This window comes from Paraburkholderia sp. J94, assembly GCF_905220285.1.
GTDB classification, from domain to species: Bacteria; Pseudomonadota; Gammaproteobacteria; order Burkholderiales; family Burkholderiaceae; genus Paraburkholderia; species Paraburkholderia tropica_A.
Genome location: NZ_CAJMZH010000025.1, coordinates 37,056 through 54,142 on the forward strand (window position 1 = coordinate 37,056; position 17,087 = coordinate 54,142).

15 protein-coding genes and 3 pseudogenes are annotated in these 17,087 nt (G+C 59.3%); 9 read left to right on the forward strand and 9 right to left on the reverse strand.

Annotation, left to right across the window (positions count from 1 at the left end; genetic code table 11):
- Window positions 1-122 precede the first annotated feature (122 nt).
- From U4Y88_RS35555 to tnpC (U4Y88_RS35575), 6 genes and pseudogenes are all read left to right on the forward strand, one after another.
- A complete protein-coding gene (locus U4Y88_RS35555) occupies window positions 123-551 on the forward strand; it encodes a hypothetical protein (protein ID WP_321789577.1) in 429 nt (142 codons plus the stop codon).
- Window positions 552-699: 148 nt separating this feature from the next.
- Window positions 700-1,119: a GNAT family N-acetyltransferase gene (locus tag U4Y88_RS37825; RefSeq protein ID WP_415774544.1), complete on the forward strand. Its 420-nt coding sequence runs from the start codon at window positions 700-702 to the stop codon at window positions 1,117-1,119.
- Between the two features lie 215 nt (window positions 1,120-1,334).
- Window positions 1,335-1,802: a hypothetical protein gene (locus U4Y88_RS35560; protein WP_321789579.1), complete on the forward strand. Its 468-nt coding sequence runs from the start codon at window positions 1,335-1,337 to the stop codon at window positions 1,800-1,802.
- Between the two features lie 211 nt (window positions 1,803-2,013).
- Window positions 2,014-2,394 carry a transposase gene (locus tag U4Y88_RS35565; RefSeq protein ID WP_321789581.1) on the forward strand — a complete coding sequence of 127 codons (381 nt, stop codon included), beginning with the start codon at window positions 2,014-2,016 and terminating at the stop codon, window positions 2,392-2,394.
- Complete coding sequence (tnpB, locus tag U4Y88_RS35570; protein ID WP_321789583.1) at window positions 2,391-2,744, forward strand: IS66 family insertion sequence element accessory protein TnpB; 354 nt, start codon at window positions 2,391-2,393, stop codon at window positions 2,742-2,744. Before U4Y88_RS35565 ends, tnpB (U4Y88_RS35570) begins: the two co-directional genes overlap by 4 nt.
- Before the next feature lie 47 nt (window positions 2,745-2,791).
- Window positions 2,792-3,785: pseudogene (gene tnpC / locus U4Y88_RS35575) on the forward strand (IS66 family transposase); the annotation flags it as partial.
- A 38-nt stretch (window positions 3,786-3,823) separates the two neighbouring features.
- On the opposite strand, the gene tnpC (U4Y88_RS35580) reads toward tnpC (U4Y88_RS35575), so the two are convergent.
- The 3 genes from tnpC (U4Y88_RS35580) to tnpA all read right to left on the reverse strand — a co-directional run bounded on the left by tnpC (U4Y88_RS35580) (window position 3,824) and on the right by tnpA (window position 6,198).
- Window positions 3,824-5,368, reverse strand: coding sequence for an IS66 family transposase (gene tnpC, locus U4Y88_RS35580; protein WP_415774545.1), 1,545 nt, complete (start codon window positions 5,366-5,368; stop codon window positions 3,824-3,826).
- Between the two features lie 78 nt (window positions 5,369-5,446).
- A complete protein-coding gene (gene tnpB / locus U4Y88_RS35585) occupies window positions 5,447-5,794 on the reverse strand; it encodes an IS66 family insertion sequence element accessory protein TnpB (protein WP_321789587.1) in 348 nt (115 codons plus the stop codon).
- Complete coding sequence (gene tnpA, locus U4Y88_RS35590; RefSeq protein WP_321789589.1) at window positions 5,791-6,198, reverse strand: IS66-like element accessory protein TnpA; 408 nt, start codon at window positions 6,196-6,198, stop codon at window positions 5,791-5,793. Before tnpA ends, tnpB (U4Y88_RS35585) begins: the two co-directional genes overlap by 4 nt.
- A gap of 74 nt (window positions 6,199-6,272) precedes the next feature.
- On the opposite strand from tnpA, the pseudogene U4Y88_RS35595 reads away from it, so the two are divergent.
- A pseudogene (locus tag U4Y88_RS35595) lies at window positions 6,273-6,812 on the forward strand (IS66 family transposase); the annotation flags it as partial.
- 424 nt (window positions 6,813-7,236) lie between these two features.
- Here the strand turns inward: U4Y88_RS35595 and U4Y88_RS35600 are convergent.
- The 6 genes and pseudogenes from U4Y88_RS35600 to imuA form a co-directional block, all read right to left on the reverse strand.
- Complete coding sequence (locus U4Y88_RS35600; RefSeq protein WP_321789591.1) at window positions 7,237-9,258, reverse strand: hypothetical protein; 2,022 nt, start codon at window positions 9,256-9,258, stop codon at window positions 7,237-7,239.
- Window positions 9,255-10,967 carry a site-specific integrase gene (locus U4Y88_RS35605; RefSeq protein WP_321789593.1) on the reverse strand — a complete coding sequence of 571 codons (1,713 nt, stop codon included), beginning with the start codon at window positions 10,965-10,967 and terminating at the stop codon, window positions 9,255-9,257. Before U4Y88_RS35605 ends, U4Y88_RS35600 begins: the two co-directional genes overlap by 4 nt.
- A complete protein-coding gene (locus tag U4Y88_RS35610) occupies window positions 10,960-12,225 on the reverse strand; it encodes a site-specific integrase (protein WP_321789594.1) in 1,266 nt (421 codons plus the stop codon). The genes U4Y88_RS35605 and U4Y88_RS35610 overlap by 8 nt, the downstream gene beginning before the upstream one ends.
- A 128-nt stretch (window positions 12,226-12,353) precedes the next feature.
- Window positions 12,354-13,970: pseudogene (locus tag U4Y88_RS35615) on the reverse strand (PHP domain-containing protein); the annotation flags it as partial.
- Between the two features lie 2 nt (window positions 13,971-13,972).
- A complete protein-coding gene (locus U4Y88_RS35620; protein ID WP_321789596.1) occupies window positions 13,973-15,448 on the reverse strand; it encodes a DNA polymerase Y family protein in 1,476 nt (491 codons plus the stop codon).
- Window positions 15,369-16,079 (reverse strand): translesion DNA synthesis-associated protein ImuA, encoded by a 711-nt coding sequence (gene imuA / locus U4Y88_RS35625; protein WP_415774546.1) that lies wholly within the window; start codon window positions 16,077-16,079, stop codon window positions 15,369-15,371. The genes U4Y88_RS35620 and imuA overlap by 80 nt, the downstream gene beginning before the upstream one ends.
- Before the next feature lie 113 nt (window positions 16,080-16,192).
- Here imuA and U4Y88_RS35630 point away from each other — a divergent pair, with 113 nt between their 5' ends.
- On the forward strand, window positions 16,193-16,780 hold the full coding sequence (locus U4Y88_RS35630) for a hypothetical protein (protein WP_321789599.1): 588 nt from the start codon (window positions 16,193-16,195) through the stop codon (window positions 16,778-16,780).
- Between the two features lie 81 nt (window positions 16,781-16,861).
- Window positions 16,862-17,086: a hypothetical protein gene (locus U4Y88_RS35635; protein WP_321789601.1), complete on the forward strand. Its 225-nt coding sequence runs from the start codon at window positions 16,862-16,864 to the stop codon at window positions 17,084-17,086.
- The last annotated feature ends 1 nt before the right edge of the window (window position 17,087 follow it).

Genomic DNA, 17,087 nt, shown 5'->3' on the forward strand with positions numbered 1-17,087 from the left:
CGTACTTGCGAATAGGGCCTGTCGTTTGGAGGCGGTTCTTCAGTTTGCGGCGCTAGGTTTCATTAGCGCGATTTCCGATACGTAGATGCATTGTCATAACTAACATAGGCTTGGGGGTTGCATTGAAAAAATGGAATCGTGCAAAGAGTAAAGCTGCAGCTTGGTGGACACATTCGCCGACATCCATTAAAGCTGCGATTTTCCTTCTTTCAACGTTCTTGGCTATTCACGCTCTGTTTTTAGTGGGTATTCAAAGAACAATTCCTGCTCCGTCGTGGAGACATCCGTTCATTACCGGTCTAATCATAGAAGCAACGTTAGTAGCCCAACTCGTTTTCGACCTGTACGTCATCGCGCTCATTGGGCGCAAACGCGCTATCGGTCGTCTCGTCGTGTTCTTAGCATTTGTCGCACTTTCAGCTCTCCGCTTCATATACGGTATCAAACTTCACATCGACGTGGGCACCGCTATCTTCTTGGTGCTTGGCGCTGTCTCGGCGCTACTCTTCACCCGTGAAAGTCGGGATTGGTTTCGCTCTCGTGGGATGTGAAAATATCCCCGAGAAAATGTATCGAATCGGCGCTAATCCGTCGAGGACATTTCTAATGTCTGATATCGAGCGGTCGGACCGTCTGCCAAAGGCCGAGGCCGTGTAGAAACGCTAGCAGGCAACCCCAGCAGAAAACACGACCTCTCAGATCGCGCTCTGTTGGCTTGATGACGACTCGGGAGGGGTAAAGCAACACCCGAAAACCGAGGAATTTCGCGTTTTTACACGGCCTCGGCCGTTATACTTTTTCATTCACGAAGAGGAAGGAAGAATTCGTGGTGACTTGACTGCCAAGACGCACTCGGAATATTTGAAGGCCCAATTTCTTTGGGTCGATGAGCAGCACCGCTCCTACGGCGTGGCGGCTTCGGAGTTGATGATATCGGCAGAGAGGGTAGCACCGAAGCGTGGCTGTAAGAACGCATTCCTTGACACGCTAGGCTCTAAAGCCCTTGAGTTCTACAAGAGGCGCGGCTATTCTAAATTCGGTCGGCTTTCCGGCTTCAGCGGTGAACATGAGCGCTACTTCCTCTGCAGGACTTTGGAGCCCTACTCTGTCCATCTGTAGCGGAGCTCCTAGGCTCGCGCCGAACCGTTCCGCCGCTGCTGCGCGTTAGTACGCGTCTCATGGGTCGACCGTCCTCCATAAACGGACAATTTGCGCTGTAGCGAAGATCGTGAACAATGACTTCGTTGTCGCGATCAGTGTAGGGCGAGTACCCGTCTATATGGCGAAATGGGCATATCTTCTCAACTTTCGAAAGCACGAAGAAAAATCCAACAATGAACTTTAATCTTCGCGATAGTGCACCGATCCTCAATAGTGACACTCCGGCCACTATAAAATTTGCCGCCCTGATTTTTCTAATTTCCTATTCCATGACCTTGCATTCGTTGGTCATCTTGATCCATGGCGAATACTTGTTTTATGTGGGGCATGTACCTGACTATCTCAAAACATCGGCTGGCTCGATAAGGAGTGTCGAGCGCTTTACCGTTGCGGTGCTGGCAATGTGGGCACTGATGAAAGGGTTTCTGATTGTAAAGCTCCTTTTCCGGCGACGTTGGGCAAAAAATGTGTTGTCCGCGATAGTGCTCTTAATGTTCATAGTGATCTTCTGGACGCACTCGATGCACCCGGAGAACGAGTCGTTGAGTCTGCCCAATAATTTTGGAAACGTTGCCGAAGTCGTGGCCGTAGTTCTTCTATCTACACCACGAAGCGCGGCCTGGTTTCGACTTAGGGCATAGGTGGACTTGACCGCTCGCACAATGTCAACTGTGCCGACTGATCAATGCAGCATAAATACATTCACTATTAGAAGTGGTTAAATTGCGTTCCGGGTTGTTCAGATGCGACCTGGAATTGTCATGGGTAAGCACCCGGTGAAGTCATCTTGATCGGTAAGTCGTGCCACCTGACGATCATGTCCATTCAAATTTAAATGGACAGGTGTCCACGATGGACGAAGTCGAGGTTGTACCGGATGTCGTTCAGCCGACACGGCGCCGGCGGCATAGCAAGGAATTCAAGGAGACGGTCATTCGGGCGGCAATGCAGCCGAACGTGTCGATTGCGGCCGTGGCACTGCATTACCTGTTGAACGCCAATCTGCTGCGTAGCTGGGTTGCCGCGCGGGAGGAACGCGATGCGGCTGAAGCAGCCCGGCAGGAATTGAATGTCTCGTCGCCGGAATTTGTGCCGCTGCAGATGCAGAATGGTGTTTCAGCGGCGACGCACATCGAGATCGAGGTACGCAGGGGCACGACGGCGATCACGGTGCGCTGGCCACTGGCGGCCGCGGGCGACTGCGCAACGTGGCTGCAGGGGTGGTTGCGTTGATTCGCATCGATGCCGTCTGGCTCGCCACGGAGCCGGTCGACATGCGCGCCGGTGTCGATACGCTGCTCGCACGCGTGGTCAAGGTGTTCGGCGCGGCAAGGCCCCATCATGCCTATCTGTTTGCCAATCGGCACTCGACTCGAATGAAGGTGTTGGTCTACGATGGCTTGGGTATATGGCTTGCCGCACGGCGGCAGAACAAGGGGCGCTTCGTCTGGACGAACGGCGAGCAGGCGGTGAGCGTGGGGCTGAGCTCTGAACAGCTTCAAGCCCCTGGTGATGGGACTGTCGTGGCGCACTCTCGCGCCGGATTACGCGATCACGGTGGTTTTAGCCCCGTAAGTACGTAAACTGTTTCCCTTGCTGCATCGCGCGCCGCTCTGGCAGACTGGTCGCCATGGACATACCCGCCAATCTCGATGCCCTCAGTACCGAACTGAACGCGAAGCTGATGGCCGAGATCGCCGGGAAAGAAAGAGAGTTGCAGTACCGGCAAACACGTATCGACCAGCTTACGCACGAACTCTCGGTCATCAAGCGGCCGCAGTTCGGCAGGCGCAGTGAGCAGCTCGACGAGGAGCAACTGAGCCTGCTCGAGGAAGCGTTCGACGCGGATCTGTCGGCAATCGGGCTCGAGCTGCAGGGGCTGAAGTCCGGCGAGCAGGCAGGGACACCACGGCAACAGCCAAAGAGTGAACCGCTTCCTCCCGAACTGCCACGTACCGACATTCCTCACGAGCCGGACAGTACGATCTGCACGTGCGGCTGCGAGCGCGTTCGCATCGGCGAGGACATCAGCGAGAAGCTGGATTACACGCCCGGCGTGTTCACGGTTGAGCGGCACATCCGGGGTAAATGGGCCTGCAAGGCATGCGAGACGCTAGTGCAGGCTGCGATGCTGCCGCACGTGATCGACAAGGGCATCCCGACCACCGGTCTGCTGGTTCAAGTGCTGGTCGCCAAGTACAGCGATCACCTGCCGTTGTATCGACAGGAGCGCATCTTTGCGCGGGCGGGTTTGGCGATCGCGCAATCGACGCTCGGTGCCTGGGTTGGCGCGTGTGGCGTGCGCCTGCAGCCGCTGGTCGATGCACTTCGCGAAGAGGTATTGCAGCACGCGGTACTGCATGCCGACGAGACGCCGGTACAGATGCTTGCGCCGGGAAAGGGCAAGACCCATCGAGCCTATCTGTGGGCGTACAGCACCACGCAGTTCGCCGATCTGAAGGCGGTGATCTATGACTTCGCCGATAGCCGCGCCGGCGAACATGCACGCGCATTCCTGGGAGAGTGGCGTGGCAAGCTGGCGTGCGACGATTGCGGGGGGCTACAAATCCAGCTTCAGGAGCGGGGTCACGGAGATCGGGTGCCTAGCCCACGCGCGCCGTAAGCGTGGCACCAGCGACGTCTTGACTGGAGATCGTGATCCTCAGACTGCCGTGCGGAGCTGAGCTGCGACGACCCACGGTGTGAGTTCGTCGATGCGGTTGATGGCATGGTCTGCGATGCGCGCGAGCACGTAGCGCAGATACGCTTCAGGATCGATGCCGTTGAGTTTCGCGGTGCCAACGAGGCTGTAGATCGCAGCAGCACGTTCGCCACCGGAGTCTGCGCCGGCGAACAGATAGTTGCGGCGGCCAATCGCTACCCCGCGTAGCGCGCGCTCGACAGGCAGGTTGTCGATTTCGAGCTGCCCGTCATCGCAATAGCGTGTGAGCGCGTCCCACCGGTTCAACGCATAGAGGATCGCCCGACTCGTGTCCGATTTGCGCGAGAGCGTTTCCAGCGTCGCCTTGAGCCACGCATGGAACCGGTCGAGTAGCGGCCGCGCGTGCTCCTGGCGATGGGCGCGGCGCTCGTCGGGCGGTTTGCCCCTGATGGTTTCCTCGATCCTGTAGAGCGCGCCGATACGCTCGAGCGCCTCAGTGTTCAACGCATTGGGGCGCGCCGCGTGCAATTCGTAGAACTGTCGTCGGGCGTGCGCCCAGCAAGCTGCCTCCGTCACGCGCCCGGTTTCGTAGATGGCCTGGTAGCCACCGTATGCATCGGCTTGAAGCGTGCCGTTGAACGAATCGAGGTGCTGCTGTGGATGGATGCCCTTGCGATCCGGTGTATAGGCGAACCACACCGCCGGCGGCGTCATGTCGGCCGATGCACGATCGTCGCGCACGTACACCCACAGGCGACCGGTTTTCGTCTTGCCGTTACCCGGTGCAAGCACTGGAACCGGCGTGTCGTCGGCGTGCAGTTTCGTCGCTGACATTACGTGAGCACGCAGTGTTTCAACGAGCGGCTGCATCAGCGTCGCCGCGTGACCGACCCACTTCGCAAGCAGCGAGCGATCAAGCTCGACGCCTTCTCGTGCGTACATGACCGACTGCCGGTAGAGCGGCACGTGGTCTGCGAACTTGGAGACCAGTACATGGGCCAGCAACCCTGGGCCGGCGAGACCGCGTTCGACGGGGCGGCTCGGCGCAGGCGCCTGGGCGATGTGGTCGCAACACACGCACGCAAACTTCGGGCGCACATGACGGATGACCCGGAAGCTGGCCGGCACGTACTCCAGTTGTTCTGCGACGTCTTCGCCCAGCGACTTCATCAGGCCACCGCACTGCGTGCACTTCCCAGCGGATTCGGGCAGGTGCGTCTGGATCTCGCGCGGCAGATGTTCCGGCAATGGCCTGCGCGGTGGCTGCTCCACTGCCTTGCACGGCGTTTTCGGGATTTCGACTGGCATCGCGCCTTCGTCGGCCTCAAGCTCTTCTAGACGTCGTTCGAGTTGCTCGATCTGGCTGTCCAGTTTCTCCGACTTGCGACCGAACTGCATACGACGCAGCTTGGCAATGAGCAGCTTCAGGTGTTCGACTTCGGCGGCGCGCGAAGCCAATGCAGCTTGTTGCGAGTCGACCGTTTCCTGCAACTTGAGCACTTGCGCGTCGCGTTCGCGCAGTGCGGCCTCCTGGCTGAGCAGCATGGCCTTCAGCGTTTCGACATCGTCGGGAAGTGGGTTCGCGCGCGTCATGCAGGGCAGTTTACGCGCCGCCGGCGACGTTTACAACGCTGAGGTCGGTCGCGCCGTTCTCGTCGGTTGCCGGCAGTCGATACCTTCCAGCAGCATCGAGAGTTGCGCCGGGCTCAGGCAGATGACGCCGCCGTCGGCTTGAGGCCAGACGAAGCGCCCCTTCTCGAGGCGCTTCATCAGCAGGCACATGCCATCGCCGCTGCACCACAGCACCTTGAGCAGGTCGCCGCGTTTGCCACGAAACACGAACACGTGCCCGCAGAAGGGATCGCGTTCCAGTACGGTCTGCACCTTGGCGGCGAGGCTGTTGAAGCCTGAGCGCATGTCGGTCACGCCAGCAGCCAGCCAGACGCGCGTGTGGCTGGGCAGACCGATCATGTTGCTGCTCCCGGCATACCGCGCAGCATGCGCAGCACCAGCATCAAGGTACTTTCGTCAGGTGCGCCTTCAATACGCACCCGGGAGTTGCCGACACTGATTTCGATCGCCCCTGACGGTGCAGTGACCGGCGCTGGAATCGATGCCGGCGGCGCTACCTCGGTCAGCGCTGCATCGATCCTTACGGGAAGCAGATCAACGGGATCGTATTCACCCGCGTGCAGCGCCCGGCGCCATTTGAACACCAGGTTCGTGTTGAGCCCGTGTTCCATCGCCAGGCGTGCAACCGAAACCCCGGGCTCGCTCGCCAGCCTGGCGATCTCGCGCCGGAATTCGAGCGGATGATTCGGTATGCCTTTGCGGCCCGACTTCTTCGGTGCTTCTGTTGTCAAAATAGTCCCCACTACTCGATTGTGGTGGGGACTACTCTGGCAACTTCTGGTCAGACCGTCGAGACGGTATGCTGGACTCGCTTACCGCGCGCCGTAAATTCTTCGATTTACTCGTCAAGCACCAGAGCGAGCTGGCCGAGCCCGCGCTGCGATACTTCGGTGCGTTGTACGAGGTAGAACGCAACGCCGCACAACTCGAGCCCGATGGAAGACGTCTTGTGCGCCAGGAGCGGGCTCGCCCCATCGCCGACGAACTTCATGCATGGCTGCTCACGCAACGGCAGCGTGTGCCGGACGGATCCGGGATCGCCGCGGCACTCGACTACAGCCTCAAACGTTGGGAGTCGCTTACGCGCTATCTGGACGACGGGCATGTGCCAGCCGATAACAACTGGGTCGAGAATCAAATGCGGTCGTGGGCCCTGGGGAGGTCGAATTGGTTGTTCGCAGGATCTCTGCGTGCCGGAAAACGCGCGGCCGCGATCATGACATTGATCTGCTCTGCATAACTGAACGGACACGATCCGCTGGCTTACCTGACGGACGTGTTGACGCGCTTGCCGACACGCCGTGCCGCCGACATTGCGCAACTGCCTCCTCATCGCTGGACGCCGACCGCTGCTTGATCGTTTGAGCGATTGCCCCCGTCAAGATGCCTTCCCCGGGTGCTTACCCTCGATCTGACGCTGTAACGAGTGCACTTGCTCCGTCAACTCGATAATTCGCCTGTTCGCGCTCACTACCATTGACTGAGCAAAGTCTCGCTGTAGCAACGCATCGGCGAGTCGTTCCTCAAGCGTTCGCCTGTGACCACGACGTTCAGCGTTGATCAGATGTCTCGACGGACGATCTGAATTGTGTAGTTCGACGTACGCCTGTATTTCTCGAACCAGCGCTGGAAACCGCGATTTCCTTAGCGCGGACGGATCGCAGCCAGCTTCGCGTGCGATATTGTTTTGGGTAACGGCCGTCCCGTGTGGCATGGTTGTCGGCTCACCATTCCGGAGTCGGTGAAAGGCATCGCGGAAGCGCATTTCGGCATTCACGCCGTCAACTTTTTTCGACAACATGCAGATAGTTCTCCATGCTTCGGCATTCTGACAGGAGCGCGTTATGGCGCGGACTGCCCAAGGGCAATCGGGACATTTCCGCCCGCGCGGTCGCGAGGTCCTGACGGATCCGACCTTCCTTGGCTTTATCGAAGAGAACGTCGGTGCAAGGGCGTCCATCATAGCCACCCGCGCATCGCGCAATTGACTCAACGCCACCGTATTCGCACGCACCGGCCTTCATGCAGCCGCCGAGGCGGTGCTCCCGGAACGTCACCTTTCCGCTGCGTGCGCAGGCGACAAGAGTTTTGGTGTCTTTTCCGCTGAGCAGATTAACAAGAACCGCCTCCTTTCTTGCGTGCGAGTGGGGAGAAACAAACCGCTCGCTCATCATCGACTCGAGTTGGGCCACCATGGATTCGTACATCGCCGTAATGACCGCCGTCTCGACGTGCTCGTTAAGGCGCAAACGCGTGTACCCTCGACCGTAATAGAGCGGCATCAATCGGGAGGCATGCTTCATATGCTGTTGCATCGAAGTGTCCGATATGAGACCTGAGGCGAACATGTTGACGGCGCCTGTTCGTCGATACTGATGCCAGGCTAGTGGCCACACCTTCCCGACATCAAATTCATCCTCTGGCAAATTTGGCGTCAGCCGGCGCGCGATCCTCAAATCTTCACTCGTGACACGCAATTGATCGGAGTCCATCAACTTTGGATAGATGTCCAGATACTGCCGGAGGCTGCACGTCTCGGCGCGAATGTCATAGGTCTTGCGATTACTGACAACCCAAGGTTCGTATGGTGCACTGAACAGAAACGGGTGGCGCGTGTCCGCTTCCGTCGTTGCGCGTGCCGGGTTTGCTTCCTCACAGTGCATTCGAAGCCGCGCAACGACGGTCATGGCTTCGATGGCAATGCTGACGCTGGGACTTGCAACCCATCGTGCGTCGGAATCCGGTTGCGTTTTGGTCGTCTCTCCGCAAATCAGTGGAACCCGCCCAAGTTTTTCATCGTCCTCCCAAACGAGACAACCGACCCTGAGCGACGCGGCTTCTTCCCGACGTTGAAGTGTGAAATTCGTAACGTATGCGAGGCCAGCAACGCTCACCAGCGTTAGGTATGCTGACAGGGAAGTTATCAGAAATCGATCGGGTCGAACTTCCAACCATCGCTGAAGCAGACTGGCTATACCAAACCGATCAGCAGTCCCAGCGAATGACCCATGTGATATTCGAGTGTTTTGATATGTCCTGAACGGTGCCTTGCGACGATCCCTGTTGGGGTCGAGCGCTTCCTGCAAAGAGCCGTAATTCTCTTTATAGGCATTCAGACAGAACATGTAACACGCCTCAAGCTGATCGCGGTGGTTGAGGAAATCGTCCAGGCACGCGCGGAGGCGATTGAGTTGATATACCCAGATTCGTGGTGGTATGTACGGCGTTTGGACCGCGATGTGTTCTATTCCGGCGGCCGCCAGGCGTTTCAGCCACTCCGTATCCAGAATGAAGAAGCCGATCTGTTCCCGCGCATCATAAAATCGATGAAATTCGGCGAGCAGGTGGCCACCCATGCCTGGCGTCGTCACGTTAGGGATCTGTTCTACGATCAGAGGAAAGCGCATGAGACGATCAGCCCGAATGCCATTCTTGCTGCACAATGCGACAACGGCGCGCATACGGGTGAATTCAGACTTCAGCGTGCTCACCTTGCGCGCTGCCCGGTGCCCCCACATGCGCCATGTCAAGAGTTGTCGTAACAGGTCGGCGTTTGTGGGGTCTATGGGATCGGTTCTGCAAGACTCGCCGTCGCCGAAATTCAGCGTCAATGTCCTACCTGCCATCGGCGTTAGATCCCAGACGGGATCTCCCCACAACGACAATACCCGCCCATTACGATCAATGCTCACGGGCCAGTTGCGTGGTGGTGGCCAGCTTGGAGGGCGAAAGCAGGATGCGTCTGACGTCATCCAGTCGGGTTTCATTGCCAGCCCGAATTCGCTCAATGAACTGTTCTTCATCCTTCTCCACCTTCCATAGCGACGATCAGCCGCTTCCACTCGGGGTGGTAATCGCCTTCTTCGACGCGTGTCAGGGATTCTTCTACCCATGACCGGCGCGTTGCGTTCGAACGCTGAAACCATGTCAGCTTTCTGCTGATTCGATCAATTGCGTGCTCAGCAGGATGCGTTACCCTGTCGCCTAGGGCAGGGCGGTATCGCGCCATCTCCAGAATCTTGAGGTGTCTGAAGCAGCTCAACGCCCATACATAGTCTTGCGAATCAATATCGCGATGATGCTCGCACCAGAGACAACCTGAGGCACGGGTGCAGTCGGGTAAGGGTGCGTTCCGGGGCCTGTCGGGTACTGTGCAGGGTGCGCCGTCACACTCGCCTGGAGCAATGGATTTGACGTGTGAGCTCAAGGCGAGGTGTGGGTCTGTTTGTCGCCAGAATCGCGCGACTTCTCCCATTGTGCGTTGCAGTGACGGACGCGCGTAGTTCTCGATAAGTGATTGCCGGTGATGCTGGGCCATGTCTGCGGTCAAATCCGGGTCACCGCTGCGTCGCAGGAGCCAGTTGATCCTCGTGCTTCGCAGAACCCTCGGAGTAATCCAGCGGACGCCAACCTGTCTGCACGCCTGCTGGATCTGTATGAAGCATGGAGGGGTCGATACGAACGTCGTGAACCTGAACACCGGAAACAGACGACTGTCGGCCGGGAATACGGAACGACGCCAGGCGAGATAGCGCTCGAAATGGCTACGATATTCCCTGTAAATTACGAAGAGGACCTCGCCTCTGCGACGTGCCTTGTAGTCGCGGACCTTGTAACCATCGACATCGCTGGCGTAACTGAACTGGCACAACGTCAACTGATGGGCCTGCGCAAGATTCATCCCGGTCTGCGCGATAAATGTTAGCAATTCGGCCAGAATACGCATGTTCGCTATAGGGTAGCGGGTGCGGAGGGTTTTGTCGTTGTCGAACCGCTCCTTTCTCTTCTCGAATCTCCTGATGTGACTCTCACACGTTGACGGCGCAACAGGAGGAGCTGGTCTGCCCGAGTAATGGAGTAGTTCGCCTCCGCCCGAGAGCGGGATACGAAGAGGGGAAGGGCCCCACAGTGCGTCGAGCGTGATGGCGTCGCAGATATCCTGAAGCAGACGTCCGAATGCGAACGTCTCTTCCAGGTTCTGATTTTCAGACCTTGCCCCCTGGACCTTGCGGGCAGCTCCTGGCTGCTTGAGTCGTGTCGACCTTATGATCGCGGATCGCCGTTCGAGTGCGAGGTCGAGGATAACGCCGACTGCGCGTGCCCGCGAGTAGGCGGTCTTGTTGCTAAAGATCTTTCTTACCTGAACATCGTGGACGAGCGAATCGGTCCAATGCATATAGGCATCGATTACGCCTCTTGACTCGAACAGGTGGTCGTTTCCGTCAACCCACCTGACAAAACTGTTCATCGCAATAACTTCATTTCGCGCTGTCGCTCTTGCGCCGCCACGGACGATCTTTGATGTGATGGCGGTGTGAATTGCACGGACGAGCTCAACGCGACAGACGTCCATTTCACCCCAGCGTCCGGCCCTTATTTCCGCGTAGACTGTCCTGTGGTGCGCTCCAGCAGCGCCTCTGTATAGCCAGCGAGACAGGTCCCAGATGGTTTCACGCGATCCAAGCGCTATCTCCGGAATGGTCAAACGACTCGAAGCCAGGTTATCAGGCATCAAAGCTGTTCCAGTTGCGGTTTCTGACTCCCGAGAAAGCCACCGTAAATTCGTTCGCAATAGTAGCCTTGATCGGGGCTTGCTGAAGGAATCTCACATAGCGCAGCGTTACCGCTTCGTCCTTGTGAAACATTGCGTCACGCACGAAAGCAATCGCGGCCGCTTCACCGGCAACGCGCAATGCAATTTCCATCAGCCACGTACCGTAAGTGCACCGGGTCTGGTGAAACCTGAACGCCGACATGAAGTGCAGCCCTTGCCGAACGGCCCGACGGCGAAGATCGGTCATGAGACGATTGAATGATTCCGGGCGGTAAGGGTTGCCGCGAGAGGTCAAAAACAGCAGATGCCGGCACTCGGCAGTGGCCTTCGCCTGCCTGGCCAGTCGTGGTATGGAGTACGTGTATCGCCGGAGCGCGTCGATCAAAAACCGAGGTACCAGCAGGTCGCCTGAAACGCTAAACTTGGTTTGCACGCCTGTGCCCGGGCCAACCGGAATTCGGTATAGGCCAGTCATTGACGGATCTGGCATGGCATCTTCGACACTGCCGACGCGTAGCGTAGCAATTGTGCCGATGCGTGCGCCTGTGAAAAAGCCAAGCGACAGCATCAGATGGATTGCATCAAGCTGTTCCGCAGCAGTGAACTCCAACAGGTTTTTTACGTGCTCAGCGCCAATGGAAGTCAGTCCGTCCTCAAGTGCAAGGCCTGGACGTGCTCGATTTGGGATAGCGAGATCAGAGGAGACGCGCATCAGCGTGCGCTCGAACCCCGTTACATCAAAGTATCGAATCACGGCCATACGATCTTTCCAGACGGGAGCATTTCGGCTCACAAAGCCTTGCACCAGCGAGAAGCGATAGAACTGGATGACGGCGCGCATTCTCGCAGTCGTCGTGCTGGGCTTCAACAAACCTGAATCCCGTTGACGGATCAGGTTTCCACGGTAGCGAACCAGACACCTGTCGGCCATGCGTTTGGGGAAGTGACGCCAGTCGATGCCTTCGGCTTCAAGCCAGTCTGCGTAGGCACACAGATGTTTCATGAGTGCCGATATGGTTTTCATATCGGAGCCGCTTACGCTTATGGTGCGATCGGCCGCCCAGAGATTTACCTCAGACCAGCTATCGCCAGTCGACCAGAAGATCTGCGGCAGACGCTCAATGACTCGGCCAATCCGGTCGATCTCCCAATTCACGACGCCGTTTTCGATGCATTCACGCATAGGCGTGAATCTGATGTACTCAAGAAGCGCCATAGCAGATCATCAGTGTGGGCTCAACCGGAGAAAGCCGGACGCGGAAGACTTCTTCGTTCGTGGCTTATTTTTCTGTTGTTCGATGTCCATGGGATGACACAAACGAGTTGCGCGTCCACGGCCTGCAATTCGCGGTTGTCCTTGTCCCACTGGATGATTGAGCGGTCGACCATCGCGGCATTCTCGATCGGGACCAGCCGCGAAAGCTTGCCGCGACTGATCACGAAGCCACCACTGTGCTGAGAGAGGTGGCGCGGGAAACCGAGCAGCAGCGCGGCAAAATTTGCCCACTGCACGATCAGCGGCGTCTCGGGATCGAGGCCCGCTTCTGCGAACCGCCCCAGCAGATCTCGACTTGAATCGAACCAGTGGTGTGCCTTCGCCACCCTGTCCACGATCGCGGGATCGACGCCCAGCGCCTTTCCGGCCTCGCGCAACGCGCTGCGCGGCCGGTACGTCGTGACCGCGGCCGTCAACGCGGCGCGCTCGCGACCGTACTTCCTGTAGATGTACTGCACAACCTCTTCGCGCCGCTGATGCTCGAAGTCCACGTCGATGTCCGGCGGCTCCCCGCGCTCCTTGCTGATGAACCGCTCGAACAGCATCGACGAGCGTGCTGGATCGACCTCGGTCACGCCCAACGCATAGCAAACCGCCGAGTTCGCGGCGGAGCCACGCCCCTGGCACAGAATTCCTTCATTGCGCGCGAAGCGCACGATGTCGTAGACCGTCAGAAAGTATGGCTCGTACTTCAGGTCGGCGATCAGCGCCAGTTCGTGTTCGATCTGCGTCTGGGCCTTGTGGGGCACGCCCGCAGGCCAGCGGCGGTGGGCGCCAACGTAGGTTTCCTGCCGCAGATAGGCCTCGGGCGTGAAACCGTCGGGTACAAGCTCGTCCGGGTACTCGTAGCGCAGCTCGTCGAGCGAGAAGGTACAGCGACGCGCGATGGCGACGGTCTCCGCGAGGGCGCGCGCCGGGTACACGTTCGCGAGCCTGAGGCGCGAGCGCAAATGCTGTTCGGCGTTCGGGGCGAGATCGTAGCCGCACTCGGAAACTGGGCGTCCCAACCGGATGGCTGTGAGCACGTCCTGCAGCGGCTTGCGCGAACGCACATGCATCACCGGCGCACCGGTGGCCACGACCGGTACACCGTGGCGCGCAGCGACCTGCTCGACAACACCGCGATGGATATCGTCCATTGCCCGCGCGTGGAGCGTCAGCGCAACCCAGGCGCGATCGCCGAATGTCTCCGCGAACCACGCCACCTGTGCGTCGAGGCGGCCCTCATCTGCCGGATAGTCCGGGCTGAGAATTGCGATGCAGTCGGGCAGGGCTCTGAGATGCGCCTGCGCAGGGTCGGGGCGATCGAGGTCGCGCGCGGCCAGCCTGTAGCTGCCTTTGTCTGCGCGCATGCGCGCCATCGTGATCAGCTCGCTAAGGTTGCCGTATCCGTTGCGATTCATCGCCAGGGCGGTAAAACACAGCGCTGGCGTACCGTCGGCGTTCGTCAATGTGAAACCCGAGCCCACGACGTACGGTATGCCGGCCTTTTTCGCTTCGACATGTGCGCGCACGACACCGGCCAGCGAACACTCATCGGTAATTGCGATCGCGCTATAGCCGAGCTGCGCGGCACGCGCCGCGATATCGTCCGCGTGCGAAGCACCGCGCAGGAATGAGAAGTTCGAGAAGCATTGCAGCTCCGCGTAGTCGGGGAGCGCACCAAAACCCACGAGAGTCGACATCGCTATCCGAACAACCCATGGAGAAACCAGCGAGGATCGCGCTCATCACGACTACCAACGCGCTCGCGATATATCCAGTAGTGCAGATTGTTTTCAGCCTCTGCCACGAAGTAGTCGCGTGTCACGATACTGCCGTCCTGCCAGCCGCACTCGATGCGCTCCGCCGGCGAAACAACGCGCAGCGCCGTGCCATAGAACGGTCGATGTCCGCGCATAATCAGTTGGATCGGCGTATCCAGCAGCCACGAAGGGCGGGGCAGGTCACGGGGAAGATCGTGTCGTGAACGCTGCGTATCACTCGTCGTCGGGACCCAGCGCGCGGCGACCTCTGGTCGATAGTCGGCGACCGGGGAAGGGCGCAGCACGTTTTCCGCGCCAAGTCGCGCGACAAGCAACTCCATCAGCCGGGCGTGGTCCTGTGGCGAGCCGCCAGGCTCCGGGAACAGCGAATCGCTGGGCGCTTCGGCCGCGCGGACGTCCTTTGCCGCGAGCCTGAGCGCGATAACCGGGGCGGCGAGCTCAATGCGCGCCAGCCGCTCTTTAAGCAGTCGAACCAGATGCTCTTCATGCCAGGTCGGTTCGCCGAGCGCCACTTCAATTTCCGTTGGCGCGATCGCATCTCGGCCGCGCTCGTGCTCGAGGGAAATGACGAAGCGCGCGATCGCCAGTTGCCTCGCCGCGAGCCATCCGGTCATCTGCAACGTCAAACGACGCGCGGCAAAAAGGCACGCCTCGACGTGTTCGATCCGGTCAGGCAATTCGACCCGAGCGTCGAAAGTGGGGGGCATGACCAGCCATTCGTGCACCTCTGGCGCGGCGCCGATCGCGCGGTCGAGCGCATCAAGCAGCGCCGTACCACAGCGTTTCTTCAGGCCCGCGCGCGGCAGCCGCATCACGTCCGCCATCGTTGTGCATCCCAGTCCGTCGAACCAGTCCGCGTATCGACGCGCGGCCGGCAGGGCCACCACCGGCACGCGTGCGAGCGCGCGGCGTTGCCCTCGATCGCTCAGCGCGACGCCCGCACACGTTCGCGCGAACAGCCACGCTGCCTGTGCGGTCGCTGCGACCGCCATCGAGCTTGTCACGCCGAAATCCGCGACCACGCGGCGGACGGACCGCCGTAAAGCCCGGAGGCCACCGAAAAGTCGCAGGCTAGCAGTTACGTCGGCCAGAACCACGTTTTCTTCCGCGATAACAACGAGCGGCGTGAACTGGAGCAGGGCTGCCGCCACGCCATGAACGGTTTCACTCTCACGCGCAGCATCCCGCTCATGGAGCGTCGCGTCCGGCGCGAGCGTGAGCACGCCGCCCCGGCGCATGCCGCCGACGACCCCTCTCGCGCGCGCCGAAATGTCAGCGTCGAGCACCCGATCTTTTTCCAGCACAACGACCCCGCCGTCAGACGCTGGCGTGTGCCAGGTCGGGCAGAAACTCTCGATGGGGAGGCGCGGCAGACTGACGCCGATCCAGAGGTGCATTTCGATTCAGGAGAATGGGTGAGGGCGACAGGGACACAAATACGGGCGCATCGCGATGCGGGCCGCGGCGTTTAATGAACGAGACGTTCACGCCTCCCTCTGACGGGCCCAGCCCGAGCCGTAGCGGCGCGGGCGAAGTCGCACTCGCCGCGGCCATCGGCCGGAACAGAAAGAAAAGCGTGTCCGCGCGCTGCGCCGCCAGATGCAGACGTCGGAGCGCCTCGGCTCTAACGTGCGACGACCAGAAAAGCAGGCCACCTGCAGTGCCACCACGAAGGATCTGCTCAACCGCCCAAAGGGCGTCTGCCGTCGTTCCCGGCTTGAGTAGACACAGGTTCGTCGTATCGAGTCCCCACCACGCCAGGGCGGACTGCTGCAAACGGTGTGGAGGCTGGACGACGAAGACAGGTCGCTGGGAGATGCGCGAGAGCGCTGGCCGAAGAAGCCGAAGCTCGCCGCAGCCGGGCTGCGGCTGCATCAGTTCAGTCAGCGATCCCGTTGGCCAGCCGCCGCCTGGTAGTTCAAGGTCCAGGTCTACGTGACCGCTGGACAGGGTGCGATGCCCCGCAGAGCCCAACTGAGACGCTCTCCACACGTTCGGATGCAGATCCTCCACCCGCAGTAGCGGCATCGCTCCCATAGCGTCCTCATCACTGTATATTTATACAGTAGTATAGTCGGCACAACCTCTTATGCAAAGCGTCCCTTATTCGCGTCGAGTGGCTTTCATCTTATGATTGCGTTATGAAAAAACTACTTATTCCACTCTGCGCGGCAGTTACGACGCTTGCAGCCTGTTCGTCGCAACACGATGCCAACGAGAAGAATTTCTCAACGGCTATCGACTCCTTCATCCAGAAGCGCACGCCAGCCGTCTGTTTTTCCTACCTTAACGTCGGCACCGTAATTTCTGACAACGACCCCGATCCTCTCGCGAAGGAGCTTCGGGCTTTGGCGAGCGTTGGTGTTCTCGCCGCTGCGACGACAAAGCAATATGGCTCGACCGCAACGATGCATCAGTATTCTCTGACATCTCTCGGGAAGTCCCACTTTCAGGACGGGCAGATATGCTTCGGCAAGGTTTCGCTAGATAAGGTCGTCGGATGGACGCCGGTGGAGAAAGTGCCGGGCATGGATGCGGCAACGTCAGCCGTTTCGTTCACCTATTCCGTTCAGGACGTGCCGCCTTGGGCAGACAGTGCCGATGTCCGTGATGCGATTCCGTACGTCCGTGATGTGCTCGCTGGTTCTGAGAAGCATCAAGCGGTTATCGCCGATCTAACTTTGATGGGCGACCACTGGTCGGTCGGTAAAATCAGATCACCGCTTTAACGAACGGCTACACGTTCTATCGCACGAGTCGACTGGCCGGCCGGAGTTGGGTGGAAGGATCAACCGCTAACGGAGAGAATCATGCTCGACAGCACAGATATTCAGAAACTTGCCAGGAAACACGGCGTTTCGGGAGATCCTGCGGCCATCGTCGCGCTGGTTCGCGCAGTTGAGCATCTGACGGTCGGGGCGATTGTCACACGAGCCGCGATCAGCTTCGCGAACCGGTATCCATTTGATTTTCGTGCAATTCTCCGGTTAGGAACATCCACGCCTGGCGCGCCTTTGCCTTGTGTCCCCGTATAAA

What these genes read in the sequence shown, in the direction of transcription:
- U4Y88_RS35610 (WP_321789594.1), bottom strand. Translation starts at nt 12,225, where the DNA reads ATGGCGCTTCTTGAGTACATCAGATTCACGCCTATGCGTGAATGCATC.
- U4Y88_RS35620 (WP_321789596.1), bottom strand. Translation starts at nt 15,448, where the DNA reads ATGCACCTCTGGATCGGCGTCAGTCTGCCGCGCCTCCCCATCGAGAGT.
- U4Y88_RS35605 (WP_321789593.1), bottom strand. Translation starts at nt 10,967, where the DNA reads ATGCCTGATAACCTGGCTTCGAGTCGTTTGACCATTCCGGAGATAGCG.
- tnpB (WP_321789587.1), bottom strand. Translation starts at nt 5,794, where the DNA reads ATGATCGGTCTGCCCAGCCACACGCGCGTCTGGCTGGCTGCTGGCGTG.
- U4Y88_RS35600 (WP_321789591.1), bottom strand. Translation starts at nt 9,258, where the DNA reads ATGAAGAACAGTTCATTGAGCGAATTCGGGCTGGCAATGAAACCCGAC.
- U4Y88_RS35565 (WP_321789581.1), top strand. Translation starts at nt 2,014, where the DNA reads ATGGACGAAGTCGAGGTTGTACCGGATGTCGTTCAGCCGACACGGCGC.
- U4Y88_RS35635 (WP_321789601.1), top strand. Translation starts at nt 16,862, where the DNA reads ATGCTCGACAGCACAGATATTCAGAAACTTGCCAGGAAACACGGCGTT.
- U4Y88_RS35630 (WP_321789599.1), top strand. Translation starts at nt 16,193, where the DNA reads ATGAAAAAACTACTTATTCCACTCTGCGCGGCAGTTACGACGCTTGCA.
- imuA (WP_415774546.1), bottom strand. Translation starts at nt 16,079, where the DNA reads ATGCCGCTACTGCGGGTGGAGGATCTGCATCCGAACGTGTGGAGAGCG.
- tnpC (WP_415774545.1), bottom strand. Translation starts at nt 5,368, where the DNA reads ATGCTGCTCAGCCAGGAGGCCGCACTGCGCGAACGCGACGCGCAAGTG.
- U4Y88_RS35560 (WP_321789579.1), top strand. Translation starts at nt 1,335, where the DNA reads ATGAACTTTAATCTTCGCGATAGTGCACCGATCCTCAATAGTGACACT.